Raw genomic sequence first — 24,999 nt, 5'->3', positions numbered from 1 at the left:
ACGAAAAGAGCCTTTATTAAACAATATCGTACAAATCTTTTCCTGCACCATTCATTAAAGGGCTGATTCCGTTTGTTGCGAACATATGCAGAACATGCATTGGGCGCGTACATACGGTATAAAATAATTTTCGTTCACTTTCATTTTGGTAACGGGAACAATCATAAATAATCACGGCGTCAAATTCTATTCCTTTTGCCAAGTAAGAGGGAATCACATTAATTCCCTTTTCATAGGAAACAGTCCCCTTTTCAATTAAATGAAGAGGAATTCTTCCCTTAAGCTCCTCAAATAATGATTTACTTTCTGCTTCTGTCCGACAAATTACCGCAACTGTTTGCTGACCTTCTGATCTCAATTCTTTTATCTTTTCAAGTACTTCCCCATTTAACTTTGTCTTCTCAACTTGGTTCACCGTTGGCTTTTTACCTCTACGGTTAAAAGGCTCTATTTTTTCCCCTCCGGCAATCAAAGCACTTGAAAATTCCACAATTTCTTTGGTTGAACGATAAGTCTTAGTTAAAACAAATGTTTCCACCTCTTTTTTACGTATATCCAAATCAGTCAAGACAGTCTCAGAACCAGTAGCTCCAGAAAATATAGCCTGATTGAAGTCGCCTAGAAGTGTCATTTTACTATAAGGAAAAAGGCGTTGGATAAACGCAAACTGAAAAGGAGTATAATCCTGTGCTTCATCAATAAAGATATGACGAATAGATGTGTTTGATTTACGCCCCTCTATTAAGTCTTGCAGGTAGACTATCGGTGTCGCATCTTCATAGGGAATAACCAAATTCTGAATTATATTTATAGTTTGTTTACAAATTTCTGACCAATGTTTTGGAAGGGATTTAACCGCTTGATCTGTTTGCTTAAACAACCTCAGGTAAATTTCTGTCAGATCAATAAATCTTAAATTTTTCACTCTAGCGAATACAGGCTTAAATCTCTCCTTAACTACCATTTCCGCTAAAAGCCTTTGTTCCCGTTCAAAATCATCAAAAGTACTTTCTGTAAATTGGTTTTTCTCTTGAAGCTTTTTAAATGCCTCCATATAGTCCTCTTTTTCTAGGAATTGGACCTCTTCTTCTACCCAGCTGCGAGAACGTTCTCTTTTCACAGCACGCTTTAATTCTTTCAATAACCATTCCTTTACAAGTTGAATTCTATTTGGAATGGAATAGCTGTTCTCTAGCCCGTAAAAATATTCACTAATTTCATTCCTAGAGATGATAACATCTCCTCTAAATGATATGTCTTTAAACAGTAGACCTTCAGTTGATAGTTTTACTGCGTATTGATCAATAATTTCTTTAAATTCTAGACTTGATTTAAAACGGATAGCTTCCACCCTTATAAAGTAACTCTCTCCCTCATTTTCACTAAGTAAAAATTCCATTTGTGAAAACGGATCCTCAACATCATAGGATTTGCCTAATCTTTCTGTTAAGTACTCTTGGAAAGTGGATTGTTGCATATTTTCTTCACCAAGTTCAGGTAATACGGTCGCAACATAACTGTTAAATAGAGGGTTGGGTGAAAATAGCATAATATTTTCAGCATTCAAGGTTCCTCGATAACGATACAGTAAATAGGCAACACGCTGAAGTGCTGCTGAAGTTTTTCCGCTCCCTGCCGCTCCTTGAACGATTAATATTTTGCTTCGCTCATTCCGGATAATTTCGTTTTGTTCCCTTTGAATGGTTGCAACAATGCTCTTCATTTGTGTATTCGCATTGTTTCCAAGGACCTCCTGAAGTATTTCATCTCCTATCGTTACACCTGTATCAAACATCGCTTTAATATCAGCTTGACGGATAATAAATTGGCGCTTTAATGTCATCTCTCCTTCAATGATGCCTTTAGGTATTTTATATTGTGCATACCCTGGAGAGTAGTCATAATAAAGACTGGAAATAGGTGCCCTCCAATCATAGATTAAAAAGTTTTCATCATTCTCATCCATTAAAGAGGCAATGCCTAGATAAACTTGATCAACACGTTCCTCGCCTTCTTCTAGAAAATCAATTCGTCCGAAATATGGCGAGTATTTTAATCGTGCAAGAGTCTTTAGATTTTTATCCATGTGTTTATGAGTGCGTTCACGCTCTGAGAGAAGTTCGGCTTGTTGCTTAATACTTGCTGCTGTTTCAATGATATCATCTGGTTCATCTGTGTTAACCGTAACATCTTCCCAAAAGGACTTACGAATCTCGAGAACATCTGAGCGAACAGTACCAGTATTCTGTTGTAAATTCTTTATCTTTTGATTGATGACCTTAACAACCGAATTTACTCTTTCTTGTTCTTCACGCAAGTCGTTGTTCTGAATTTCGCTCATCATACCACTCCCCATTTAAATATTAGTTCCCATCTCTTGACAACACAATCTCTATATGTTAATGTTATAATAGAGATTTTTATAAACTTATAATAAGATACATATAATACCAACAGTCATTGTATCATGCTTACATTTTATTATCAAGAAAAGAATGAATCATACCAAAACGCCACGTGGGCGTTTTTTTATTATATATTATTCAATTCTTTTTCTCCAAAGATCCATTTTCTATATGCCCCGTATATAAATACCATCACGGTTTTTATTAAGATATAACTCATTAAATTAATCTTTATTTTTAATATCCTTGACTTACAAAAAATCTGATATAAACAAGCATCTAACAAAATAACCTTTAATCCTGCCAACCCATCATTTTGTTTTTTAAAATTTAAAAAAGTAACAATTGAAATGGTAATCGAATAAATAGGCGTGATAATAAAATGCTCCGTCCACCCATGGTACCTGCCCACTCCGAATCGGATTTTACGAAGGATGGCTAAAAGCAAAAATAAATTTGTTTCTGTTACCATTATTATCAAGAAGAAGGAAAACTGACGGATCAGGACATGTTTTTTTGTAATCAGGTAATACCAACCATCACTTATTAAAAAGCATATCGGAAGCAGTATGAAGGTATAGATCGTTCTCCACCAATTGTGTTTATATACCCCCAGATGCAAAAAAATCATTTCAACTATGGAAAAATACATACTTCCAAAAAGTTTCTTTTTCCATCCCGCTTTAGTAATTGTAAAATACACGGCAGTAAAAGGGATAAAGAAAGACTGGGACAAAAACGCACCAAAAATATTATCCATCTGTTTATTTTTTAATACTTTCGGTTTATATTTGTATGCCTTAAATAAATTTAATACAAAAAACTCTAATAAATAAGAAAATCCCATAATGGATCCCAAAAGAATAAAGGTTTCCTTTTTATTTTTACTTTTATAAAAACTTAAACCAATGAGGAAAGTATGAATTAGAAATAAGATAAAGAAAGGAACACTATTTTTTTTTATCCTCATGAATCATCCGTCCTTAACATTTCTTATTACAATAGTATTAGAAAAAAAGGAGGAAATAATTAATAAATTTAAATAACCCCTATTTTTGAATCACTCTGTCTTAAATAAAAAAGGCTGATCAAGCCTTTTATTTTAAGGACGAATACTAACTCTAGTTCCATTTGGAACCAGCTCAGCTAACTGAAGCACGTCTCGATTATACATTCTAATGCAGCCATGAGAAACTGATTTTCCAATTGAACTCGGATCATTTGTCCCATGAATCCCATATCCTTGTTTTGAAAGTGAAAGCCATAATACTCCGAATGGACCTCCTGGATTATATTGGCGGTTTACAATGACAAAATCTCCAACTGGGGTTTGTGTTAATATCCTGCCAACTGCGATTGGAAAGACTTTTACAAACCTGCCATTGTGGTATAATGTAAGTCTCTTTTTTCCCACTAACACTTGAATGGAATAGGGTAAAGTGCTTGGTTCAGGCAAACCAGGTATTTGTATTTTTTGTCCCACGTGTAACTGCCCGACCCCCGGATTTGCTGCGTAAAGGCGCCTAAGGCTGACTCGATAGTTAGCTGATATAATCCCGAGCGTTTCACCGGGTTGAACTGTATGAATCATGCTATCCCACCTTTCTTCTGATAGCATATTCGTATACAAGTTTGTGGTTGACTGTATTACTGCTTTTCAAATTAATGCACAATTAATCTTAGGAATGATTAAAAAGACGCCTATCCATAAAGATAAGCGTCCATTCAATATTTGCTTTTTATAAGCATATTTACAGCTTCTTCCGTATAGTCGTTGTTTTCTAACAAATTTTCAAGAGTAATTTGAAGAATCATTTAAATCGAAAGAATGGGGACATATCTTCACGAAGGTGATGAATATAAAAATAATCATTACTTGCGGAGTCATAAACATAATCCTTTTTCCATTCATCTATGTTCTCTATTATCTCCCTTAGAGCGTGAGTGAAAATTAAGATTTCTTCGTTTGTCATAATTGGATGGACCGAGAAACGAACCCACCCCGGTTTAGAAGACATATTTCCATGAGTAATTTCGTCCGTAATATAATGGGAAGTGGTTTTATCGATATTTAATAGATAATGGCCATATGTTCCGGCACATGAACATCCCCCTCTTACCTGGATTCCATATCGGTCATTTAGGAGACGAACGATTAAATTATAATGAATTTTTTCAATATAAAACGAGACAATCCCCATTCTATCTTTGATATTCCCAGCTAAAATTTTCACCTCTGGGAGATGATCCAATTCGGAAAATAAAAGTCTAAGCTGCTCTTTTTCTCTTTTTAAAATATTATCTATCCCCATCTTACTTTTCAAATTCAGACAAAGAGCTGTCCGAATAGACTGTAATATCCCCGGCGTTCCCCCGTCTTCCCGCATCTCTATGTCATCTAAATATTTGTGTTCCCCCCACGGATTGGTCCATAACACGGTTCCGCCGCCAGGATGATCCGGAACCATATTTGTGTAAATCCTAGAATCAAAAACCAATACCCCACTTGTTCCGGGGCCTCCTAAGAATTTATGGGGCGAGAAAAATATCGCATCAAGTTTCTCAAGGGGGTCTTCTGGATGCATATTAATCGGGACATACGGTGCAGATGCCGCAAAATCAACAAAACAAAGTCCGCCATGTTGATGCATAAGCTTGGCAAGCTTATGGTATGGGGATTGGATTCCTGTTACATTTGAACATGCTGAAAAAGAACCAATTTTTAAGCGACGTTCCTTATAAACATGAAGCAATTGTTCTAAATGGTTTATGTCCACCCTTCCTTCCCTATCCGGGTTTACCAATACGACTTCTCCTAGTGTTTCAAGCCAGGAAGTTTGGTTAGAATGGTGTTCCATATGAGTTATGAAAATGACGGGTCTTTCCTTTTCTGAAAGTTTTAAATGGCTTCTCCACATTTCAGGTACTCTAAGCCCTAAGATTCTCTGGAGTTTATTTACGACCGAAGTCATCCCAAAACCATCAAGGATTACCACATCATGTTTATCTGCATTGACATGTTCCTTGATAATTTTTTTTGACTGCTTGTATAAGCCTGTCATCATTAAACTGGTGATATTCGATTCTGTATGAGTATTGGCCATAAAAGGTCCAAAAACTTCAGAAATTTTTTGTTCAATAGGTTGATATAAACGACCGCTGGCTGTCCAATCGGCATAAATTATTTTCTTTTTACCATAGGGGGAATCAAATTCTTGGTTCAACCCAATCACATGTGAGCGGAATGGTTGAAAATATTCTTCAAGGGTTTCCGGAATACGAAACGTATTACTCCCAATGTTTGCTGTGATCATTTGTTCCACACCTCACACTATTATTTCTCTATACAATATATGCAAGGGCCGTTGACACCGTTTATTTTTATTTCAGACAAAGAGAAAGGCAGCCACTGTTGACTGCCCTTCAAAAATTATTTATTTCAGGTGTTGATTAATTGTGCTTTTAGTAAGTTGTAATCTTAGCAGATTCCTTTTTGGTTACCTCTTCAATTTTTTGAATAAACATTTGAAACACTCTTCTTTTTTCTTCTAAATCTTTTATGTACTCTTTAAGCTGGTTATAGCTTTCTTCAAAAGGTTTATGATACATATCACGGATTTTTTCGATTATCTCCTCATTGACCGTAGATTGGATGACCTGTTTCGTAATACCATACTTATAGGAATACACCTTTAATTCCTGTGCCACCTCATCATATTCTTTTGCAATTTCAGACAAAACTAAGGAGATATCATCCTTCCACTCATCAAGAGACTTTTGTAAATACGATTTCGTCATCGTTTCTTCCATATAGACACCCGCCCTAATAGATTCGACTATTTTCCCCTATTATAGCGATGTTTGATTACATACAAGTTTCCCTTAGTTTACAATGTCTTTTCATTCATAATATTCGTCGCGAGTACACATTATCAAAACTCTATTTTTTGACTCGTTGATTATTAATTAGTTCTATCCTGTACCTCTTTTAGGATTTAATCAAGTAATATAATGGAGAAATACTGTGCAAAGTGTCTCTAACAGCTTGCACAGTTTTTTTAGTTAGCCAAATGAAGGTTTACGTAAAGAGCAATGAACACTTTCCGCCTGAAGTTCTGGAGCAAATTCAGCTAATTTTTTAACAAAATAACAAGTCTCAGGAAAATGGTGTTCAATAAATCTAAGTGTCGTCTTATTTAATACCCTATCCCCATTATATTTTTCAAGAATGGAACGAATGTATAAATTCATTTCAATAACGGTTCTTCCCACTTCTAACGCCAGTTCTTTTTGCCGAGGGAACCCCTGCTCTGTAAAGCGCAAGAAACCTTTAATATGATGATTTTGTAAAATAAACATCTGAAACCTCTGTGCATAAAGGTCGGTTTGCCTATCGACAGTCAATTCAATAGGATCGACCAAATTCTTTAGTAGAATAATATGACCCAATTGATCTTCAAGCCATAAATCTAACAGTTGGTCCAGCCGGAGTGGAATCGGCTGCTGTCCATTGCTGAGGTAAGATAAAATTCTTAAATATTCTTGATTTTCATTTAATGTGCCATTTAAATAAGTTGGTGACAGGTTTAGGTTTATTTCGTTTTTAATTCTTAAATTCTGTAAATGGCCTTCAAAGCGGAAATATTCATAGGCTGTGGAATAAGCTTTTTTGGCAAAGGCAACCATTTCGGTTGATGCGTAATCCCAGGTAGGATTCAATTCTTTCAGACTGTTAAGTAATCTTTGAAAGGATTGATTAAATCCTTCTGAAATGGATATTTCATTTCTTTCTGTGACTGATAAATGGTCTCGGACAAATATCGCATGATCCTGTAAAATTTCGAGCCAGAACAAATGCTCTTCCCACAAACTAATAGTACCCGGCATCACAATCCCCCCTCTATAAGAGGATATTCCTACCTGCCCAAATTAGAAATTTGTTTTTCATAAAAAACGGCTGCCTTAAAAAAGGCAACCTTGTTATGGTTTATTCACTTCTACTATATTGGCAAACTCTTTAATGCCAGTTGAATATTTAACGTATATCCGAGGGAGCAAATATAGTTCATCTTTTATCCTGGTTGGATTATAAGGTTCAGGAGTTGTCGTCAGTCCAAACCAATAATACTTTTTCGTTTCAGTAATGACTCGATTATTTGTGTTACCAAATGGATAAGCAAGGGCAATTACCTTTTTTCCGGTAATTCCTTGAATTTTTTCTTGAGAATTCTTTAATTCGTAAGTTAGGTCATTTGTTTTAGTTAAATCAGGATGGGTAGACGTATGAGACTGAATCGAAATTAGGCCTGAGTCGTTCATCTGTTTCATTTCAGCTCTTGACAGGCGATTTTGCCGTCCAATAAAGTCAGAAATGACAAAAATCGTTCCCTTTGGTTTAAAATCCCTTGTTTTCAGCTTTTGAAAAATGGATAACACATTTAAATTATTCTTATAGCCATCATCAAAAGTTAAAAAAATCGGCTTTTTAACATTCTTTACTTCCTGCCATTGTTCAAATGTTAAAAGAGTAAAACCGTGATCTTTTAAATACACTATTTGTTTTTCAAAGTTTTCCGGGGTGACATAAAGCTCCTTTGAACCAGTACCCGAAAACTCCGCAATCGAATGATATATGAGGATTGGTACCCTTTGGGCTGCACTTACACTATTTGGGAGAAGCAATACGAATATACCTAGCAATAAGATAAAAAGTTTTTTCATTTAAAATTCCTCACCTAATTTTGATTAGAACATTCCCAATTACTATTTCCTAATGCATAATCAATCATTCGGTAAATTAAGGATGATATCCCAATACGAAAAGTGGTAAACTATTCCTAACTATGAAAAAAAGGAGCAGCAGGATGACACAGTATAAAGTTTTATTTTTAGATATTGATGGTACTCTAGTAACACCAGATAACAGAATTGAAGAGTCAACAAAAAAAGCTGTTGCCCAGGTTCAGGACCAGGGAATAGAAGTGTTTTTAGCAACAGGAAGACCGCTTCACGAAATCAATGATTTAGCAGCCCAATTGAACATCCATTCTTTTATTGGCTATAATGGTGCCTACGCTGTCTATAAAGGCGCAGATATCTTTCAGGAACCGTTAGAGAAATCTCTAGTTAACCATTACCTCGAGATTGCTCATGAGCATAACCATGATGCCGTACTTTATACCAATAAAGAAAATATTTTTACAAACCTTGATGCCCCTTTTATCCATCATTTTATCGATGTGTTCCATTTCCATAAAAATGAAGTTTATTCCTCAGAGTTTGATCGTGATGTATTAGGGATTACCATGATTAACCTAAAACCAGAGGATACGTCTCTATATGAAAGTGAGGCAGGCATTCATTTATCCCAAGTAAATGTTGAAGGTCTAAAGCATTGCTATGATGTAATTAGAGATAAAATTAATAAGGGCTATGGAATTCAGATGCTCTTAAAATATCTTGATATTCCCAAAGAAAGTTCGATTGCCTTTGGTGACGGGATGAATGATAAGGAAATGCTCCACGCGGTTGGGGAGAGTTTTGCCATGGGGAATGGGCATCCTGATATTTTCCAATATGCCAAGCATAGAACAACTGAGGTGACAAACTCAGGCATATTTAATGGTTTAAAAATGCTCGGTTTAGTTGAATAAAGAAATAAAAAGTGCAGGTATTTCGCTAGGGAATATCTGCACTTTTTAGTTATTCATTTATCTTAACGCTCTTTTTGCAAAAAAATGTTAGTATTTCGCGGTTTCGGTCTTGTTTTGATAGCTTTTGTCAAGCAGCAGGAAAAGTGTATACCCCATGGTGAATATCTAGTAAATGAGCAAAAAATTTCCTATATAAATAGAGAGAGGAATGGATTTAATGAAGACCTATACCTTAAAAGAAGTTTCTAAAAAAATAAATGTTTCACCTGGTACACTAAGAAAATGGGAACAAGATTTTGAGGATTTACTAGATATCCCTCGGACCAAACAAGGAGCCAGAATATATACAGATTTAGAGATTGAATTATTGTTAGAAATAAAACAGATGGCTGACAAAAAGGTAAGTAAAGAGGCCATTCGCCACGAGATGCAAAAAATGGAGGAGCCTGAGAAGGGTGATTTTTCAGACGAGCTATTGGTTACTTCAGAAATATCTAACGGTGACGCGGATCCTATTGAACTGGAACCCTCTTTAGACAATTATTATAAAGAGGCCCTATTTACCGAATCTGAATTTTCGTTGGAAATTGTTCCAGAAGAGGCCATTACTCCCGTGCCGATCGAGGAGAGTACAATGAAAAATACCGAGCTGTTTTTCGAAGCAATGGAAACTTATAAAAACACATTCCTAAGCGAGGTTAAAGATGAAATTCGCAGTGTCGTACGGAAAGAGGTATTAGAGGAAGTTCGAAAAGAAATCTCAAAAGGTACCTTTGTAACCGTTAAATCCATATCGGATTCCATTTATAAATCCACTGAAAATACAAAGGCAGAGATTCAAGAATTATCTGAATCTGTTGAAAAGGCCTCAGAGGAAACGGCTGATACACTGAAGCAACTTGCGAATAAAGTAACACACGCTTCTTTAGAAACCTCTGAAGAGATCTTCTCGCTCTCAAAACAGTTATCGGAGACTTCTGAAGAACTTTCCCATTATGTAGATGTAACAAACAACGAAATCTCAAGTTTAAGTGAAGCTATTACTAAAGACCGTGAATTTCTAATGGAAGAAAGGAATCTGTACCGTCAAGAAGTAAGCCAGAGAGAGTTAGCCTTTCAACAAATGTTAACCAATTTTCGTGATGTAGCAGCAGCAAAAGAAAAAAAATGGTGGAAATTCTGGACTTAACCTATTTTTTATAGTGTTCCATTCGTTTATCTGAACATTTTTATCTTTTGTCACTCTAGATTTTTCAGCTTATTCTATCATTAGGGGGGGATTCAGCATGAATACTAGTGAAGTAGCGAAATTGTTAGGGGTATCTGCGAGTACCATACAGCGATGGGTAAAGCAGCTGGAGCTGCCAATGGAAAAAAATGAACGAGGACATTATCATTTTAGCAGTGAAGATATACATCTATTAAGAGAGATTCACGAGAAACTTCAAGCCGGAACACTTCTTCATGAAATTAGCCCTGTAGGTGAGAAAAAAAGCGTTCGTAAAGGTACAGTAAAATCTGTTGAAAATGATAAGGCAATGGAGAAATTATATTCAAAAGTGCAGGAATTGGAGCTAAGTTTACATGCAAAAGCAGATTCTGTTGCTTCCTATCAACTTTTGCAGCATCGCCGGGAAATAGAGGAATTACAGGAGCAAGTTAAGATCTTATCGCAAAAGGTTGAACTACTTCAAAGCCAGCTTGATAAAGAGAACTTACCATTAAAAAATGAAGAGCCAATGGTCTTTGACCATAAAAAGGTTAAGCGGAAAAAGAAGAATTTTATGAGCAGTCTTTTAAGCTTCTTATAATGTAAAAAGTCGAACGTAGGACCGTTCGACTTTTTTGTATTTATCCAGTTTTCACTTTCAACTCAACCAGTGGGCGTGTATACTTTTTTATAAAGTAGCTGCCAAGAATTTGGCAGATGAAGAACGACAAGAATAATAGCAAAAAGTAATTTCCTGATAAGAACTCTAAACTCTCATCAGGTACCATTGCTTGGATTGATTTGACAATAAAACCATGGAATAAGTATACATATAAGGTTCTTTCACCAATTTTGGTCAACTTATATTGTGTGGATGGAATTAATGCTAAAAATCCGAATACAACCAATAATGTCAATACATATTGCAGCATCCGTACAAGGCCATCCGACCATACCATCCCCCCCATATTTTCATAAGATGTGTCCCCTAGCAGCCACGGGACGGCATCTTTTGGGAAACCTAATCCAAAGAATAACATGGTTGCAAGAATGATAAATATCCCAATTGGAAGTGCATACTTAGCACGGACTACCCGTTTTAACTGATTGGCATTTAATAAGAAGCCTAATAAAAAGTAAGGGAAGAATACAAAGGTTCTAGAAAGACTTAAAAAACTACCGGCATTATCTACATAACCAATGGCAATTCCTAAAATAATCGCAATAGCAAAACCTAGCCACTTTAACTTTGCAAAAGCATATAACAATATATTCCAAAAGAATAAACTTAATAAAAACCATAAAGTCCAATGAGGGTGTAAGAAATCAAAAGCCAACTTCTCTTCCTTGCCAATTAAGAAATAATATACGGAATAGATTATCTGGAAGATAAAATAAGGGATTAAGATCTTCTTTACTGACTTTATAAAGTAGCCTTTCTTTTTATATCCTTTTGCAAAGTATCCTGAGATTAAGATAAAAGCCGGCATATGGAACAAGAATATTACCGAATATAAAGTAAAAAGTATACCATCCTGCTCCTTAAGGGGACTAATGATATGCCCGAAGACGACAAGAAAAATCAGAATAAATTTGGCATTATCGAAAAATTTACTCCTTTTTGAAGTTACAGCCATCTAATCACCTCAGTTGATTTTTTCAAAAAGGTATTTCAATATGTTATTTTGTATAATCGTAATTTGAATACAAATACATTTTATGCAATCTTGAAAAGTAGAGACAAATATCCTTATACCAAGAATATCATAAAATTATTACAGGAATATGTAATTGATTTTACCAACTGTTGCACAGGAATTACAATTCTAAAATAACTATACTATCTACCTACGAATAATTTACCAGTTCATCCTTAAGAAAAGCTTAACCACTAAAAAAGAGCTTAGGTAGTCCTAAGCTCTTACACATTCATAATATCAACAAAATGGTTACTAATGATTTCATTATAATTATCCTTCAGTTCATCAATTGATATTTTGAGAAATACGGACAGTTGCTTTAAATATTCTTGATCATATCGGAGCCATGAAGCATGATTTCTTTTCAAGGCTCGCTCGGCTTCTGGGAAACTGGAATACAACGGAGCTTCTCTTTCCCCTTTATGAACAATGTAATAAGGTCCATCTCCAGTTGGAACGATATATGAAATTTCCCCGTTATGATTTTGATAACTTGTCCCTAGTAGGGATTCCTTTACGTTAAATTCGTTCCGGTCCGTATCAGGTTTCAGTGGATTTATGCCAAAGACCTCTACAACAAATGTTTGAAAAGCTTCCTTAGACAAATCAGCTCCAGATGCTTTTGGATGTCCCCCTCCTCCATAGTTTTGTGCAAATTGAGCCACATTTACTTCATCATGAATGGTTCGAAATCCCATTTTCTTACCACTTATATTTAAAAGGACAATCATATCTAAATGGGTATAAATATTATTTAAAGCATTCCCAAGTTCTGATAAATACTGTTCGGCATGGACAATCCCAATACAATAATCATTTACGAACGTCTGAATCGTCTGTCTGCTTTTGGATTGGATATAACGATTTATCTTTTGTTCCTCGATATCAAGGATCATATTTTCCGTTTCAGTTAATGTAAAGGATTCCTTATTTTCCTTTAGCCGTTTCAGCATTTCTTCCTCAAATTTTTCTCTATTTAGTATGTAAAATAAATCATTTAACCGCTTTGCCGTTACATTGTTATTTTCATCCCACTCCCAGGTATCATACTGCCTGACTAGATCAATGAATTCCTCAAGAGCAGAATTTCTTTCAATCTTTTTGTGTTCAATCAAATAATCATAAAATAAAGAAGTTGCACATGTTTTTTTACCACTATCATACTCAGGAAGAACCCTTCCCCATTTGTATTCATTAAAGTGAAGTGCAGTCACATGATGATCGATCATTTGAACTGGTTTTCCTTGTTGATAACGTTCTTCGAGCATTTTCTCAACTGACTCGTTCACCGCTAAATCAGTAATAAAAATTTCCTCCTGTTTATTACCGGGATGATTAATCGCCATTTCCACGCGTTGATTTAAATTGCGATAAGAACAATAATAAACATTTGCCTGTTCACCAAAGGCGATTTTGGCAATCAGCCCGCATCCTAAGCCGTCTAAATCAATATCCGTAAAGAGTTTTACCATGTAAGACACCATCCAATCTTTTTTCCATAACCCCATAACCCTTAGTTTGGTTTTGATATACATTCCTATTCAGTGTTCAGTACATCCTATTTCCGTTTTCTATCCATTTGCTAAATATAACGTAAATGAAGGATAAAATCGATTATTTTTTAAAATTAAATGGTAAAAGAACTTAATACTTACAATTATGACCAGGTAACAATTATCACTTACATCTTCTAATAACCATGGTAAAATTCATGGGAAGTTTCTAATATTATTGAAAAGGGGTAATCATTTGAATTTTCCACAATTAAAAATCGGGCATATGATGCCAAAGGTCCCCATTCTTCAAGGCGGAATGGGTGTTGGAATTTCGCTTAGCAAGCTTGCTTCGGCTGTAGCAAATGCTGGCGGGATTGGAATTATCTCTGGTACTGGTATTTCCATAGAAGATATGCGCAAACATATAAGAAAGGCAAGGGCACACATTAAGAATACAGGATATATAGGGGTAAATGTTCTATTTGCCATGAATGATTTTGCTGAAAAAATGAAGGCTGCTCTTGAAGAAAAAGTAGATTTCATTATTTCTGGGGCAGGAATCTCAAGGGACATGTACAACTGGGGGAAACAAGCTGGAATTCCTGTTATCTCAATAGTCTCTTCTGCTAAATTAGCTAGGATTTCTGAACGTTTAGGCGCCTCTGCAGTTGTGGTGGAAGGGTTTGAAGCAGGAGGTCATCTGGGTACAGATCGTCCTATGTTTGATATCCTTCCAGAAGTGATAGAAGCAGTATCCATTCCAGTCATTGCCGCTGGTGGAATTATAACCGGAGCAGATATTGCTAAGGCAATAGCCTTTGGTGCATCTGGGGTTCAGATGGGCACTCGGTTTGTGGCAAGCGAGGAATGTGATGCACCATTTGCATTTAAACAAAAATATATACATGCCAATAAAGATGATTTAGCGTTGGTTAAAACAACAGTTGGCTTAAAAGGAAGAATCATCAAGAATAACTTTTCAGACATGATTTGCCAAGAGAATAAAGTGAAGATTTCCAAGTGTCAAAATTGTTTGAAGAACTGTTCTTTTCGCTTTTGCACCCTCGATTCCCTGCTAACCTCCATGAATGGTGATGTAGAAAATGGTCTTGTTTTTGCAGGTGCAAGGGTCGACGAAATAAAAGAGATTCTTCCTGTTAGAAAAATTATTGAAAATCTTACAAACGAGTATCTCGATACAATGAATGACAGTCCAAAAATGGTTTAATACTTAGATAAAACCCAGCCATTATTTTTTTTTGGCTGGATTTTTCTCTATGGTAACCTTTTTATCTTTTCAGCAATCGGCCTGCGTGGTTTAGGATCGGGAATTATTTCCGGATAACCAACACCCAATACACCGATGACATGATATCCTTCGGGAACACCAAGTATTTCCCTGTTCCTCTCTGAAGCCCCGATGGATGACCAAAAGGTTCCAACACCCTCGGCCCATGCTGCCAAATTAAAATTTTGGATAAAACAGGCTGTTGCTAAAGCATTTTCCTCGGTTTCCAATTTGTTTACTCCATTCTTGGAAATAACCGCCATAACTACTGGAGCATTACCAAAATTTGTTTTATGGTTTAGTTTTTCTCTTGTTTCCCTACCTAAAAAAAAGACTTCCCATGGTTCTGTCATACGGTGATTAGGCGCCATGACTGCAGCCTCTAGCCAGCTCAAAAGAGCGTCTTCTCTTATCTCATTAGGTTTAAACTTTTTAATATTGCGACGCGTTCTTATAAGATCCTTCATTCCCCCATCACTCCCATTCAATCTTTTATCATTTTACTAAGATATGCTCTCATCAGCTTACTTAGCTCGGTAAAAAACAAGATTAAAAAAACTTTTCAGGTACAAAATAATCATCAGATTAAGGAAAGGAGGAAATTTTAATGACCAATCGTAATGATAATCGTGAGCGCAAGAATAAATATCCAAATAACAAAAAACAGGATACTGAATTTTCAAAAGAAACGAGTATCCGCAGTTCAATAACTAAAAAAGATTTACAAAAATAAATCCCATAAACATTCATAGGTGGACTTACACAACAGTAGTACGTCCGCCTATGAATTTCCCACCTAATAATACCCCCTTTTTAATTTAATTATTCTTATATAGTTTCCTATGATCGGTACCTGAATCAATAAATAGGCTATCACGAGAAAAAGGAAAAATTTCATACTGAACTTGTCACGGACAAAACTCAATTTAATTCTCCCCTTTTACTTACAATTTTTATATTTATATTTTAGCATTTTTACTTATAAATCTTGAAGTTTAAGCTCATTTACCAATGTTTCATTTTGTAAAAGCCGGGTATTTTACTTGGTAACTAAATAAAAATGGGTCGACAAACTAACAACTCATATGTTAACATTAAGTTGTTACTATATCGAACTAATAAATTAAGGGGGAATGAAAATGATAGAATTCAAGAATATTGTTAAGAAATACCGGACAAAAACGATTATTAATCCATTTTCTTTAAATATCGAAGCCGGCCAGTTAGTCGTCTTTATTGGACCCAGTGGCTGCGGTAAAACAACTTTACTAAAAATGATTAATAAACTTATCCAACCCACATCCGGGAAGATTTTTGTAAATGGAACGGATATCACCACTATGAATCCTATTGAACTCCGCCGTAACATTGGCTACGTCATCCAAAACACCGGTCTATTTCCACATATGTCAATCCAAGAAAATTTAGAACTAATCCCGAAACTAAAGGGTGAAGATCCCGCGGCAATTGAGAAGAAGACCAATGAGCTGCTGGACTTGGTTGGCCTAGACCCAAAAGAATATTTACATCGTTATCCGAAGGAATTAAGTGGTGGGCAGCAGCAAAGAGTAGGGGTCGCCAGGGCTTTCTCTACGAATTCAGATATCATTCTGATGGATGAACCATTTAGTGCACTCGACCCTGTTACAAGAAGCTCCCTTCAGGATGAATTATTCCAAATGCAAAAGGAATTAAACAAAACAATTATTTTCGTTACACATGATATGGATGAAGCGATTAAAATTGCAGACAAGATTTGTATTTTAAAAGATGGGGATATTCTTCAATATGACACACCAGAAAATATTCTTAAAAATCCTGCCAATGAATTTGTTGAAGGATTTATTGGGAAAAGAAGGGTTTGGAATAATCCTGAGTTGTTAATGGCCGAGGATATCATGATTCAAAATCCTGTTAAGATTACCTCTATGCGTACGGTGTTGCAGGCAATTGAGGTTATGAAGGATCATAAGGTCGATAGTTTAATGGTGACAGACAAACACAATGTCCTAAAGGGGCTTGTAACTTTAAAAAGCATCCAATTACTAAATCGAAATACTTCTATTGAAATGGTCATGGAGCAGAAGGTCCAATCTGTGTCTCAGGATGCTAACTTAATCTCTGTATTGGCCACCATGAACGAACATAAAATCGGATACCTTCCTGTAGTGAACGCTACTAACCAATTAACAGGACTGATCACAAGAAGCAGTATATTATCTGCGTTAAGCAGTCAATTAATAGACCTGGAGGTGGCATTTTAATGAGTGGTTTCTTGAATTATCTTACAAATAACTACACTCAAATTTTCAGCTTACTAGGAGAACATTTATATCTAAGTATTATTTCCGTCGTCATTGCCATTGTCATCGGTATCCCGTTAGGTATTTTGATATCTAATGAACAAAAGCTATCTAAACCAATTATCGGGACTGCCAACGTCATTCAAGCTGTTCCAAGCTTAGCATTACTCGGATTTATTATACCCTTTATTGGTATTGGCAGTGCCCCCGCTATTGTGATGGTTGTACTTTATTCCCTTTTGCCAATCGTCAAAAATACCTACACAGGCCTGACAAATATTGATAAAGACATTCTGGAAGCTGCCAAAGGCATCGGTCTGACCAAGGGTCAAACAATGAAAAAGGTTCAGTTACCGCTAGCCTTCCCGATGATTATGGCGGGGATCAGAATTTCCGCGGTTACCGCCGTTGGTTTAATGACCATTGCTGCATTTGTGGGAGCGGGCGGACTTGGTTATCTTGTATTTTCCGGTGTTCAAACCGTCGATAATCATATGATTTTGGCCGGGGCAATTCCAGCATGTATATTGGCCCTATTAATCGACTTTGCTGTTGGTAAGCTTGAAGCGAGGCTTTCATATACAAACAAGCAGCGATACGCTTCCAAGAAAAAAAGCAAAGCAAAGAAATGGGTCATTGCTACAGCCGCTATTATGTTATTAGCCGCTGGTGGACTTAAAGTTTATTCAACAGCTAATGCTGAAGATAAGATTGTTATTGGATCGAAGAATTTCAGTGAACAATTGATATTAGGGAATATGCTCGCCGATTTAATTGAAAATAAGACAGATATAAAAGTAGAAAGAAAACTAAATTTAGGCGGTTCACAAGTGGCTTTCAGTGCTTTAAAATCAGGAGATATTGACTTATATGTAGAATACACTGGAACAGGTTTGGTGAATATTTTAAAACAGCCTCCTGAAAGTGATTCAGACAAGGTCTATAATTATGTCCAAAAGGAATTTAAACAGAAATATGACATCGATTTACTACAGCCACTTGGATTTAATAACACCTATGCCCTGGCCGTCCGACAAGACACAGCCAAACAGTATGGACTAGAAAATATCTCCGATTTATCAAAGGTTAGTGGGAATTTAATCATGGGCCCTACCATCGAATTCCCTAACCGGCAAGATGGGCTAATCGGTCTTACTAAAACCTATAATATGTCATTTAAGGATGTGAAAGCAGTCGATGGCGGCTTGCGCTACACTGCCCTTAAAAATCATAAGAGCGATGTTATCGATGCCTTTTCTACCGATGGATTACTCCAAGCGTTTGACTTAAAGGTATTAAAAGATGATAAGCACTTTTTCCCTCCGTATTATGCTGTTCCAGCTATTAAAGAGGAAACTTTAAAAGAACATCCAGAATTGAAAAAAGTACTTAACAGCTTATCTGGAAAACTAACCGATGAAAAAATGCGGGAGATGAACTACAAGGTTGACAGCCTGAAACAGTCTCCAGAGAAGGTTGCAAAGGAATTTTTGGAAAACGAGGGATTATTGGATTAATGTCTAATGCCGGTCAATTTGACCGGCTTTTTTTATTATCCAGCGTTTGCGATTAAATGCTTCAGCATTTTCTAACTAGTCTTCTAAAAAATGAACTACTCTGTCATATGTCGCATCGTCACCAATAACAAGTAAAACATCCCCTTCAAGTATGGATGCGTAAGGTCCAGGTGAGATAATTAATTCTCCATTGCGCTTCATACCTATCACTGTTCCGCCTGTATTCTGCCAAAACTTCACCTCAGAAATGGTTTTGCCAATATGGCTGCACCCAGGAAAAATCTCGACCTCAATAGGCGCCAGTGGGTTCGTGTGCCGCAGCTTTCCTGAATAATCCATGATTTTTCTTAATGTGTCAAAAAGTTCTTCATCCAGCCTATTCCTTTCTGAAATAAGACTGTTCATTTGTTTCTCTAAATCCTTTATACTCGCTAAATTGGAAAAACGGTGAATATATTTATAAGCATTCTCCCTTGATGAGATGATAATTCCACTTCCTTTAGTGGAATGGACAATCTCCACATCTTCAAGAATCTTAATTGCTCTGCGGACCGTTTCAGGTGAGACTTTATATTCACTTGCAAGGGTGGACCTTCCATGAATCTTTTCTCCTACTTTAAACTTCCCGTCGTATATTCTATTTGCTAAATCAATTGCTATCCGTTCGTATGTTGGAATTTGCGCTTTTTGCATAGGAACCACCACCAAATTTCATCTTTATAAAATTTTTCATACCTTATCACTATACCTTTTCTATGACCAATTTGCGAGCCAAACTATACCATTATATTTCCTTACTTTTGGACATAATTGTAAGGAGTTCTTTAGGAATGAGGTGAGCAGGTGAAAAGGAAGGTTATTATTAGTTTAAGCATCTTATTTAGTTTGGGTATGACGGTTTTATTCATTTATTACTTAATTAAACATGACCATACCCGATGGCAGGTTGCACTTGGAGGAATTATTGTCAGTCTTTTGCCGCTTATCTTACTAAAGATGAAAAAAAATCCCTTTAATATTCCCATAATTATCAGTTATTATCTTTTCTTATTTTGTTCCTTATATTTAGGTTCCATCTCCAGCTTTTATCTGCATTACTTTTGGTGGGATTCTACTCTGCACTTTTTAAAAGGAATGCTTGTAGGGGTTGTGGGAATAAGTCTTTTTAAACATTGGATTCCAGAACAAGTACGAAGCAATGTATCTGTTGGAATTCTTGTTCTGTTTGTCGTTTCCCTTGCTGTTTCCTCTAGTGTTCTTTGGGAGATATATGAGTTTGTGGGCGATCTAACTTTAACACATACGATGCAAAGGGGCGGTAATACGGATACAATGTATGATCTACTTTGCGGTTTGGGAGGAGGTCTTATCATTGCGGTCTATTCCCTTTTTAGGAAAAGGAGTATTTAAAAATTGAGGTGCTGTAAATGAACAGAAAACTTGTGATTATAGTAAGTTTATTGTATGTCGTATTCATGGCCGTCTTGGCAGTGTATTACTATAGTATCGGCCAAACATTTAAATCTACTGTGGCTATAGGCGGAGTTTTATGCGGAGCGGTCCCTCTTCTTTTGGCTCTGTTTACAAAGTTGCAATTTAATCTTCCTATCGTCTTTTCCTATATCATTTTCTTAATTGGTTCACAATATTTGGGTTCCATATTGGGCTGGTATGGTCTTGGCTGGTGGGATACTTTTATGCATTTCGTCTCGGGTGCCATACTTGCGTTTACAGGAATCGCTTTGTATGAAAGATTAATTCACAGGGAAGCAGGATATGAAATATCCCCCTGGTTTGTATTCCTTTTTACTGCATCGTTTGCTGCATTCGGGGGTGTTTTATGGGAGGTCTATGAGTTTAGCTGTGACCAGTTGTTTGGAATGACCTTACAAGGCGGGGGAAATACAGATACCATGACGGATTTAATTGCCGATACTCTGGGTGGTTTAGTAATTGCGATATGGACTTTTATCCGAACAAAACTGAAATTAAAAAAGGTACGTCCTCGTTGACGTACCTTTTCTCATTTAAAAATCATACAGTGACAGGAACAAAAAACTCCTCATACAGAGCCTGTACAGCCCGCTTCTCATCCACTTCCTTGACACCAAACATCATACTGACCTCAGACGAACCTTGGTTAATCATTTCAATATTAACACTAGCGTTTGCGAGGGCCTTAGAAGCTCTAGCCATTGTGCCAACATTTTGGCGCATTCCTTCTCCGACTACCATAATAAGAGCCAGACTATGGGCAACTTTCACTTCATCAGCATGCAACTCATTTTTGATCCGATTTATAACTGCATCCATCACTTTTTCATCTAGTTGATTCTCACGTAAAATAACAGACACATCATCAATGCCGGATGGAGTATGTTCATAAGAAAGACCATAATCCTCTAATACCCCTAACAGCTTGCGGCCAAAGCCAATTTCTCTGTTCATTAAGTATTTGCTTACATAGATACTGCAGAACCCTTTATCGCTGGCAATACCAATGACAGGTCCATTGGTATTATCTCGCTGATTCACAATAAGTGTTCCTGGCGCAGACGGATTATTTGTATTTTTAATATTTACAGGAATTCCCGCTCTAAAGGCTGGTACAAGTGCTTCATCATGCAAAACCGTAAATCCGGCATAGGACAGTTCCCGCATTTCCCGATAGGTTAGTTCTTTAATTTCTTTTGGACTTTTTACAATGGATGGGTTAACCGAATACACTGCATCCACATCTGTAAAATTCTCATATAAGTCTGCTTTCAAGGCATTCGCAAGAATGGAACCGGTAATATCTGAACCGCTCCTTGAAAAGGTGAACACCTCTCCACTTTCACTATAACCGAAAAATCCTGGAAAAATTAAGATTCCAGACCGTTTATTTAATGAATATAACCGCTCAAAAGCTTCCGGTAACGCTTGTGCATTCCCTGGCTCATCGCTCACAAGAAGGCCCGCCTCTTTTGGATCAACATAATGAGCCTCTACTCCCCGTGATTGAAAATATGCCGCTACTAATTTGGCATTATTATCCTCACCGCTTGCCTTAAGCAAATCGATAAACCGATCCGGTTTACTCTTATCACTAGCAATTCTCGTTACTAAGTCATCATGTATCTCACGGATTACTCCGTCTGGAAGAAGTAATTCCTCAGCAATAGCCGCATACCTTTCAAGCACGGATTCCAGCTTTTCCTTTGGATCTTGATTTTGAAGGCTGTACTCTGCACATTCTATCAATAAATCTGTTACCTTAATATCTTCTGCATACCTCTTGCCTGGTGCTGATACAACAACCACTTTACGTTCAGGATCAGCAGTGACAATTTTTAATACTTTCTCTAGCTGTTTTCCGGAAGCTAAAGAGGATCCGCCAAACTTTATGACCTTCATGGATACATCCCCTACTCTATAAAAATATAATTTTAATTTTATTACAATTTAGAAAATAATCAAGAGTTTTTTCCTCGTATTATGAACATTTGTCCTTACCAAAAAGACAAATGTCATTTCTCAAGAAACACTGCGAGCTTATCCTGAAGATCAATTACTGTATTAAAGCAATGATACTTTTTTGTTATCTGTAGTAGAATCAACGAATGATTTCAATAAAATGGGACAAAATCCTTGCCGTTAACCCCCAAATTGCTTTATCGCCATAACGATAAAAATATTCGTCCATACCTCTAGCTCGCCAGTTATATTTTTGACCACCCGGTATTAAATCAAACGGGAAATTTCCTTCAGGCTCGGGCTTAAGGGCGACGCGATAGATTTCAGGCTCATTATGGATAAAGAATGATAAGGGAACAGTAAATATTTCACCAACCTCAGCTGGGTTAGGCTTGATTGTTTCATGGTTATTAATATAACCAACAAATGGATAGAGAATCATGCCAAAGGGAGAAATCATATAATCTAATGGAAATACATTTGTCACATTTATTTTATTGATTCCTAACTCTTCTACTGTCTCCCGGATAGCTGCACCCTCTTCATCCATATCCTGTGCATCAATCCTTCCTCCCGGAAAACAAATCTCTCCCGGCTGTCTTCTTAATTCAAGAGAACGAATCTCAAACAATACATGTATTCCATCCTCTTTTTTTAATAATGGGAGTAATACAGCATATTTCGAAAATCTTTCACTACCCAAAATCTTTGGGGTATGACTCTTTAATCTGATTAAAACGGAATCTAAATCCATAATTTCACCTCACTTTATGTGTCAAAAAAAGAAATTGTCTAATACTACAATACCACTTTTTCCTAATGAAAAAAAACAACCCAACCGCATTCGTTGGATTGTTTTACAATTTTACTTAGTCCATGAATACATATAAGAGAAATCTTCCATTTGTTGTGCAGACTTCACTATTTTTAATGGATGGAAAGTATCGATCATGACAGCAAGTTCCAATGTCTCTTTCTTCCCGATACTAGCTTCTACCTTTCCAGGGTGCGGTCCATGAGGAATCCCTCCAGGATGGATCGTAATCGAACCCTCCTGTACCCCCTTACGGCTCATAAAGTTACCTTTAACATAATAGAGAAGTTCATCACTATTTACATTACTATGATAATAAGGGGCTGGTATGGCTTCTGGATGATAATCAAATAATCTTGGCACAAAGGAGCATACAACAAAATTATTCCCTTCAAAGGTTTGATGAACCGGAGGCGGCTGATGAACTCTTCCCGTAATTGGTTCAAAATCCTCAATATTAAATGCCCAAGGATAAAGGTAACCATCCCATCCAACAACATCAAACGGATGATGACCAAGAATATGAGAGGAAATCAAGCTTCTTGACTTCGTTAAGATTTCAAATTCTCCTTTTTGCTCAAACGTTTGTAAAGTTTCAGGTCCACGAATATCCCGTTCACAGAAGGGACTATGCTCTAATAGTTGGCCATATTCATTTCGGTAGCGCCTGGGTGTTGTAATTTGACTAAAGGATTCAATAAACAATAATCGCGTTGTTTCCTGTTCATTAGGGATGACTCGATAAATTGTACCAATCGGTATGACTAAATAGTCACCTTCACGATAGGAAATTGTTCCAAACATCGTCTCAAGCTTGCCTGAACCATAATGAATGTATAACATTTCATCCCCTTCACCATTACGGTAAAAACTTGTCATCGGTTTAGTCACTTTGGCCGTTCCAATGAGTAAATCCTGATTTCCCAATAAATAAGCTCTTGCTGTTAAAGCATCTCCCTCTAAATTTATATGATTAGTAAAAAAGTGGCGATGTTTTAAGGACTGCTGCTCCTCATATTCCGGCAAATAACTGCCAACTAGTTCCGATTTAACGACTGCAGTAGGCATAAAGTGATGATACAAAATGGATTGTGTCCCGGAGAATCCCCGCGTTCCCATTACCTGCTCTCGATACAGACTCCCATCAGCTTTTTTAAACATCGTATGCCGTTTATGAGGCACCTCTCCCATCTGACGGTAATGCATCGTCTCACCTCTTTTCATTCAATGACTATATTTTTAAGAATACCAAGGCAATCAATCTCCAGTTCTATCTGATCACCTGGCTCAAGCCAGCGATGGATTTCTGAGCCGAGCTCTAGTATACAGCCGGTCCCAACTGTTCCTGAACCAATTATTTCGCCTGGATAAAGTGTAACACCCTCAGAGGCTCTTGCGATCATTTCTCCAAAGGAATAGTGGAGGTCTTTCATATTTCCCACTGAAAGTAAATTTCCATTTACACGAGCCTTCATACTGAGATTATACCCGCCACCTTGCTTAAGGTGTTCTAATTCATCTTTTGTAACAATCCATGGACCGATTGTGGTAGCGAAATCCTTTCCCTTAGCTGGCCCTAGTCCGACTTTCATTTCTTCCCTTTGCAGGTCTCTTGCGCTCCAATCATTTAAAATACAATACCCAAAAATATATTCATCTGCAGCCTCCGCAGGTATATCCATGCCTTTCTTCCCAAGGATACAAGCAATCTCTAGCTCGTAATCAAGCCAATAACAGTTTTTTGGCCTCAGAATTGTATCTTCTGGCCCGCTTATAGCAAGGTGATTGGAAAAATAAAAAACAGGCATCTTGTACCATTCAGGTACTATGGAAAGCCCCCTCTTTTCACGTGCCGTCTTTACATGCTGCTCGAAGGCATAAAAATCCCGAAAACTCCGGGGGTGTGGAAGCGGTGCTTTTAAACGCAGCTCCTTTAATGGATACACTCCCTTCTCACCTGGGAGAAGGGAGAAGCTATTCGCCAGTATCAGATATTCTTCACTATGTTCAAGAAATTCTAATAGATTATTAGGAAGCCGCCCGCCTGAAGCTTCAAACATATCAACTGCATTCTCTTCATCTACCAGCCATCCTGCACTGATTCTTCCATCGCTTTTTTCAAAGGTTATAAACTTCACATAGCTCACCTATCTAAGC

Annotated in this window: 24 protein-coding genes; 9 read left to right on the top strand and 15 right to left on the bottom strand. The window is 36.8% G+C overall.

Features of this window, described 5'->3' with window-relative positions; all coding sequences use genetic code 11:
* Nucleotides 1-16 precede the first annotated feature (16 nt).
* From helD to CVD27_RS18130, 7 genes are all read right to left on the bottom strand, one after another.
* The gene (gene helD / locus CVD27_RS18160; protein WP_101649318.1) at nucleotides 17-2,341 is read right to left on the bottom strand and encodes an RNA polymerase recycling motor HelD; all 2,325 of its coding nucleotides are present in this window, start codon (nucleotides 2,339-2,341) and stop codon (nucleotides 17-19) included.
* Between the two features lie 191 nt (nucleotides 2,342-2,532).
* Nucleotides 2,533-3,375, bottom strand: a complete 843-nt coding sequence (locus CVD27_RS18155; protein WP_101649317.1) for a hypothetical protein — start codon at nucleotides 3,373-3,375, stop codon at nucleotides 2,533-2,535.
* A 132-nt stretch (nucleotides 3,376-3,507) separates the two neighbouring features.
* A complete protein-coding gene (locus CVD27_RS18150) occupies nucleotides 3,508-3,996 on the bottom strand; it encodes a L,D-transpeptidase family protein (protein ID WP_101649316.1) in 489 nt (162 codons plus the stop codon).
* A gap of 220 nt (nucleotides 3,997-4,216) precedes the next feature.
* Nucleotides 4,217-5,719 carry an aminotransferase class V-fold PLP-dependent enzyme gene (locus tag CVD27_RS18145; RefSeq protein ID WP_101649315.1) on the bottom strand — a complete coding sequence of 501 codons (1,503 nt, stop codon included), beginning with the start codon at nucleotides 5,717-5,719 and terminating at the stop codon, nucleotides 4,217-4,219.
* A 148-nt stretch (nucleotides 5,720-5,867) separates the two neighbouring features.
* On the bottom strand, nucleotides 5,868-6,215 hold the full coding sequence (locus CVD27_RS18140) for a hypothetical protein (protein WP_101649314.1): 348 nt from the start codon (nucleotides 6,213-6,215) through the stop codon (nucleotides 5,868-5,870).
* A gap of 252 nt (nucleotides 6,216-6,467) precedes the next feature.
* Nucleotides 6,468-7,292, bottom strand: a complete 825-nt coding sequence (locus tag CVD27_RS18135) for a DUF2935 domain-containing protein (RefSeq protein ID WP_101649313.1) — start codon at nucleotides 7,290-7,292, stop codon at nucleotides 6,468-6,470.
* 93 nt (nucleotides 7,293-7,385) lie between these two features.
* Complete coding sequence (locus CVD27_RS18130) at nucleotides 7,386-8,126, bottom strand: polysaccharide deacetylase family protein (protein ID WP_101649312.1); 741 nt, start codon at nucleotides 8,124-8,126, stop codon at nucleotides 7,386-7,388.
* A gap of 143 nt (nucleotides 8,127-8,269) precedes the next feature.
* On the opposite strand from CVD27_RS18130, the gene CVD27_RS18125 reads away from it, so the two are divergent.
* From CVD27_RS18125 to CVD27_RS18115, 3 genes are all read left to right on the top strand, one after another.
* Nucleotides 8,270-9,058, top strand: coding sequence for an HAD family hydrolase (locus tag CVD27_RS18125; protein WP_101649311.1), 789 nt, complete (start codon nucleotides 8,270-8,272; stop codon nucleotides 9,056-9,058).
* Between the two features lie 217 nt (nucleotides 9,059-9,275).
* Complete coding sequence (locus CVD27_RS18120) at nucleotides 9,276-10,247, top strand: MerR family transcriptional regulator (protein WP_257984419.1); 972 nt, start codon at nucleotides 9,276-9,278, stop codon at nucleotides 10,245-10,247.
* Between the two features lie 97 nt (nucleotides 10,248-10,344).
* Nucleotides 10,345-10,869: a MerR family transcriptional regulator gene (locus CVD27_RS18115; RefSeq protein ID WP_101649309.1), complete on the top strand. Its 525-nt coding sequence runs from the start codon at nucleotides 10,345-10,347 to the stop codon at nucleotides 10,867-10,869.
* 40 nt (nucleotides 10,870-10,909) lie between these two features.
* On the opposite strand, the gene CVD27_RS18110 is transcribed toward CVD27_RS18115, so the two are convergent.
* Together CVD27_RS18110 and CVD27_RS18105 are read right to left on the bottom strand one after the other, a co-directional pair.
* Nucleotides 10,910-11,905: an acyltransferase family protein gene (locus CVD27_RS18110; protein WP_101649308.1), complete on the bottom strand. Its 996-nt coding sequence runs from the start codon at nucleotides 11,903-11,905 to the stop codon at nucleotides 10,910-10,912.
* 284 nt (nucleotides 11,906-12,189) lie between these two features.
* Nucleotides 12,190-13,440 (bottom strand): DHH family phosphoesterase, encoded by a 1,251-nt coding sequence (locus CVD27_RS18105; protein ID WP_101649359.1) that lies wholly within the window; start codon nucleotides 13,438-13,440, stop codon nucleotides 12,190-12,192.
* 259 nt (nucleotides 13,441-13,699) lie between these two features.
* Between CVD27_RS18105 and CVD27_RS18100 the strand changes: the two genes are divergently transcribed.
* Nucleotides 13,700-14,692, top strand: coding sequence for an NAD(P)H-dependent flavin oxidoreductase (locus CVD27_RS18100; RefSeq protein WP_180960341.1), 993 nt, complete (start codon nucleotides 13,700-13,702; stop codon nucleotides 14,690-14,692).
* Between the two features lie 47 nt (nucleotides 14,693-14,739).
* Here CVD27_RS18100 and CVD27_RS18095 read toward each other — a convergent pair whose 3' ends face one another.
* A complete protein-coding gene (locus CVD27_RS18095; protein WP_101649306.1) occupies nucleotides 14,740-15,219 on the bottom strand; it encodes a nitroreductase family protein in 480 nt (159 codons plus the stop codon).
* Nucleotides 15,220-15,359: 140 nt separating this feature from the next.
* Here CVD27_RS18095 and CVD27_RS28830 point away from each other — a divergent pair, with 140 nt between their 5' ends.
* From CVD27_RS28830 to CVD27_RS18085, 3 genes are all read left to right on the top strand, one after another.
* Nucleotides 15,360-15,485 carry a hypothetical protein gene (locus CVD27_RS28830; RefSeq protein WP_257984417.1) on the top strand — a complete coding sequence of 42 codons (126 nt, stop codon included), beginning with the start codon at nucleotides 15,360-15,362 and terminating at the stop codon, nucleotides 15,483-15,485.
* A 406-nt stretch (nucleotides 15,486-15,891) separates the two neighbouring features.
* On the top strand, nucleotides 15,892-17,016 hold the full coding sequence (locus tag CVD27_RS18090; protein ID WP_101649305.1) for an ABC transporter ATP-binding protein: 1,125 nt from the start codon (nucleotides 15,892-15,894) through the stop codon (nucleotides 17,014-17,016).
* Complete coding sequence (locus CVD27_RS18085) at nucleotides 17,016-18,572, top strand: ABC transporter permease/substrate-binding protein (protein ID WP_101649304.1); 1,557 nt, start codon at nucleotides 17,016-17,018, stop codon at nucleotides 18,570-18,572. The genes CVD27_RS18090 and CVD27_RS18085 overlap by 1 nt, the downstream gene beginning before the upstream one ends.
* Before the next feature lie 75 nt (nucleotides 18,573-18,647).
* Here the strand turns inward: CVD27_RS18085 and CVD27_RS18080 are convergent, their stop codons facing one another.
* Nucleotides 18,648-19,265 carry a TrkA C-terminal domain-containing protein gene (locus CVD27_RS18080; RefSeq protein WP_101649303.1) on the bottom strand — a complete coding sequence of 206 codons (618 nt, stop codon included), beginning with the start codon at nucleotides 19,263-19,265 and terminating at the stop codon, nucleotides 18,648-18,650.
* A 150-nt stretch (nucleotides 19,266-19,415) separates the two neighbouring features.
* On the opposite strand from CVD27_RS18080, the gene CVD27_RS18075 reads away from it, so the two are divergent.
* Both CVD27_RS18075 and CVD27_RS18070 read left to right on the top strand, forming a co-directional pair.
* Nucleotides 19,416-19,982: a membrane-spanning protein gene (locus CVD27_RS18075; RefSeq protein ID WP_101649302.1), complete on the top strand. Its 567-nt coding sequence runs from the start codon at nucleotides 19,416-19,418 to the stop codon at nucleotides 19,980-19,982.
* A 17-nt stretch (nucleotides 19,983-19,999) separates the two neighbouring features.
* A complete protein-coding gene (locus CVD27_RS18070) occupies nucleotides 20,000-20,584 on the top strand; it encodes a hypothetical protein (RefSeq protein WP_101649301.1) in 585 nt (194 codons plus the stop codon).
* A 22-nt stretch (nucleotides 20,585-20,606) separates the two neighbouring features.
* On the opposite strand, the gene CVD27_RS18065 is transcribed toward CVD27_RS18070, so the two are convergent.
* From CVD27_RS18065 to CVD27_RS18050, 4 genes are all read right to left on the bottom strand, one after another.
* Nucleotides 20,607-21,968: an aspartate kinase gene (locus CVD27_RS18065; RefSeq protein ID WP_101649300.1), complete on the bottom strand. Its 1,362-nt coding sequence runs from the start codon at nucleotides 21,966-21,968 to the stop codon at nucleotides 20,607-20,609.
* 199 nt (nucleotides 21,969-22,167) lie between these two features.
* A complete protein-coding gene (locus tag CVD27_RS18060) occupies nucleotides 22,168-22,782 on the bottom strand; it encodes an NUDIX hydrolase (protein ID WP_101649299.1) in 615 nt (204 codons plus the stop codon).
* 111 nt (nucleotides 22,783-22,893) lie between these two features.
* Nucleotides 22,894-24,048, bottom strand: coding sequence for a homogentisate 1,2-dioxygenase (locus CVD27_RS18055; protein WP_101649298.1), 1,155 nt, complete (start codon nucleotides 24,046-24,048; stop codon nucleotides 22,894-22,896).
* Nucleotides 24,049-24,062: 14 nt separating this feature from the next.
* Entirely contained in the window at nucleotides 24,063-24,980 is a 918-nt protein-coding gene (locus tag CVD27_RS18050) for a fumarylacetoacetate hydrolase family protein (RefSeq protein ID WP_101649297.1), read from the bottom strand.
* Nucleotides 24,981-24,999: the final 19 nt, after the last annotated feature.

Origin of the sequence: Neobacillus cucumis, from assembly GCF_002860255.1 — a bacterium.
GTDB classification, from domain to species: Bacteria; Bacillota; Bacilli; order Bacillales; family Cytobacillaceae; genus Neobacillus; species Neobacillus cucumis_A.
Note: the sequence above shows the minus strand (reverse complement) of the source record. Positions and strands in the feature narration are given on the sequence as shown.

What these genes read in the sequence shown, in the direction of transcription:
- CVD27_RS18055 (WP_101649298.1), bottom strand. Translation starts at nt 24,048, where the DNA reads ATGCATTACCGTCAGATGGGAGAGGTGCCTCATAAACGGCATACGATG.
- CVD27_RS18150 (WP_101649316.1), bottom strand. Translation starts at nt 3,996, where the DNA reads ATGATTCATACAGTTCAACCCGGTGAAACGCTCGGGATTATATCAGCT.
- CVD27_RS18060 (WP_101649299.1), bottom strand. Translation starts at nt 22,782, where the DNA reads ATGGATTTAGATTCCGTTTTAATCAGATTAAAGAGTCATACCCCAAAG.
- helD (WP_101649318.1), bottom strand. Translation starts at nt 2,341, where the DNA reads ATGAGCGAAATTCAGAACAACGACTTGCGTGAAGAACAAGAAAGAGTA.
- CVD27_RS18080 (WP_101649303.1), bottom strand. Translation starts at nt 19,265, where the DNA reads ATGCAAAAAGCGCAAATTCCAACATACGAACGGATAGCAATTGATTTA.
- CVD27_RS18115 (WP_101649309.1), top strand. Translation starts at nt 10,345, where the DNA reads ATGAATACTAGTGAAGTAGCGAAATTGTTAGGGGTATCTGCGAGTACC.
- CVD27_RS18140 (WP_101649314.1), bottom strand. Translation starts at nt 6,215, where the DNA reads ATGGAAGAAACGATGACGAAATCGTATTTACAAAAGTCTCTTGATGAG.
- CVD27_RS18145 (WP_101649315.1), bottom strand. Translation starts at nt 5,719, where the DNA reads ATGATCACAGCAAACATTGGGAGTAATACGTTTCGTATTCCGGAAACC.
- CVD27_RS18070 (WP_101649301.1), top strand. Translation starts at nt 20,000, where the DNA reads ATGAACAGAAAACTTGTGATTATAGTAAGTTTATTGTATGTCGTATTC.
- CVD27_RS18085 (WP_101649304.1), top strand. Translation starts at nt 17,016, where the DNA reads ATGAGTGGTTTCTTGAATTATCTTACAAATAACTACACTCAAATTTTC.
- CVD27_RS18105 (WP_101649359.1), bottom strand. Translation starts at nt 13,440, where the DNA reads ATGGTAAAACTCTTTACGGATATTGATTTAGACGGCTTAGGATGCGGG.
- CVD27_RS18090 (WP_101649305.1), top strand. Translation starts at nt 15,892, where the DNA reads ATGATAGAATTCAAGAATATTGTTAAGAAATACCGGACAAAAACGATT.
- CVD27_RS18125 (WP_101649311.1), top strand. Translation starts at nt 8,270, where the DNA reads ATGACACAGTATAAAGTTTTATTTTTAGATATTGATGGTACTCTAGTA.
- CVD27_RS18065 (WP_101649300.1), bottom strand. Translation starts at nt 21,968, where the DNA reads ATGAAGGTCATAAAGTTTGGCGGATCCTCTTTAGCTTCCGGAAAACAG.
- CVD27_RS18155 (WP_101649317.1), bottom strand. Translation starts at nt 3,375, where the DNA reads ATGAGGATAAAAAAAAATAGTGTTCCTTTCTTTATCTTATTTCTAATT.
- CVD27_RS18120 (WP_257984419.1), top strand. Translation starts at nt 9,276, where the DNA reads ATGAAGACCTATACCTTAAAAGAAGTTTCTAAAAAAATAAATGTTTCA.
- CVD27_RS18135 (WP_101649313.1), bottom strand. Translation starts at nt 7,292, where the DNA reads ATGCCGGGTACTATTAGTTTGTGGGAAGAGCATTTGTTCTGGCTCGAA.
- CVD27_RS18110 (WP_101649308.1), bottom strand. Translation starts at nt 11,905, where the DNA reads ATGGCTGTAACTTCAAAAAGGAGTAAATTTTTCGATAATGCCAAATTT.
- CVD27_RS28830 (WP_257984417.1), top strand. Translation starts at nt 15,360, where the DNA reads ATGACCAATCGTAATGATAATCGTGAGCGCAAGAATAAATATCCAAAT.
- CVD27_RS18130 (WP_101649312.1), bottom strand. Translation starts at nt 8,126, where the DNA reads ATGAAAAAACTTTTTATCTTATTGCTAGGTATATTCGTATTGCTTCTC.
- CVD27_RS18095 (WP_101649306.1), bottom strand. Translation starts at nt 15,219, where the DNA reads ATGAAGGATCTTATAAGAACGCGTCGCAATATTAAAAAGTTTAAACCT.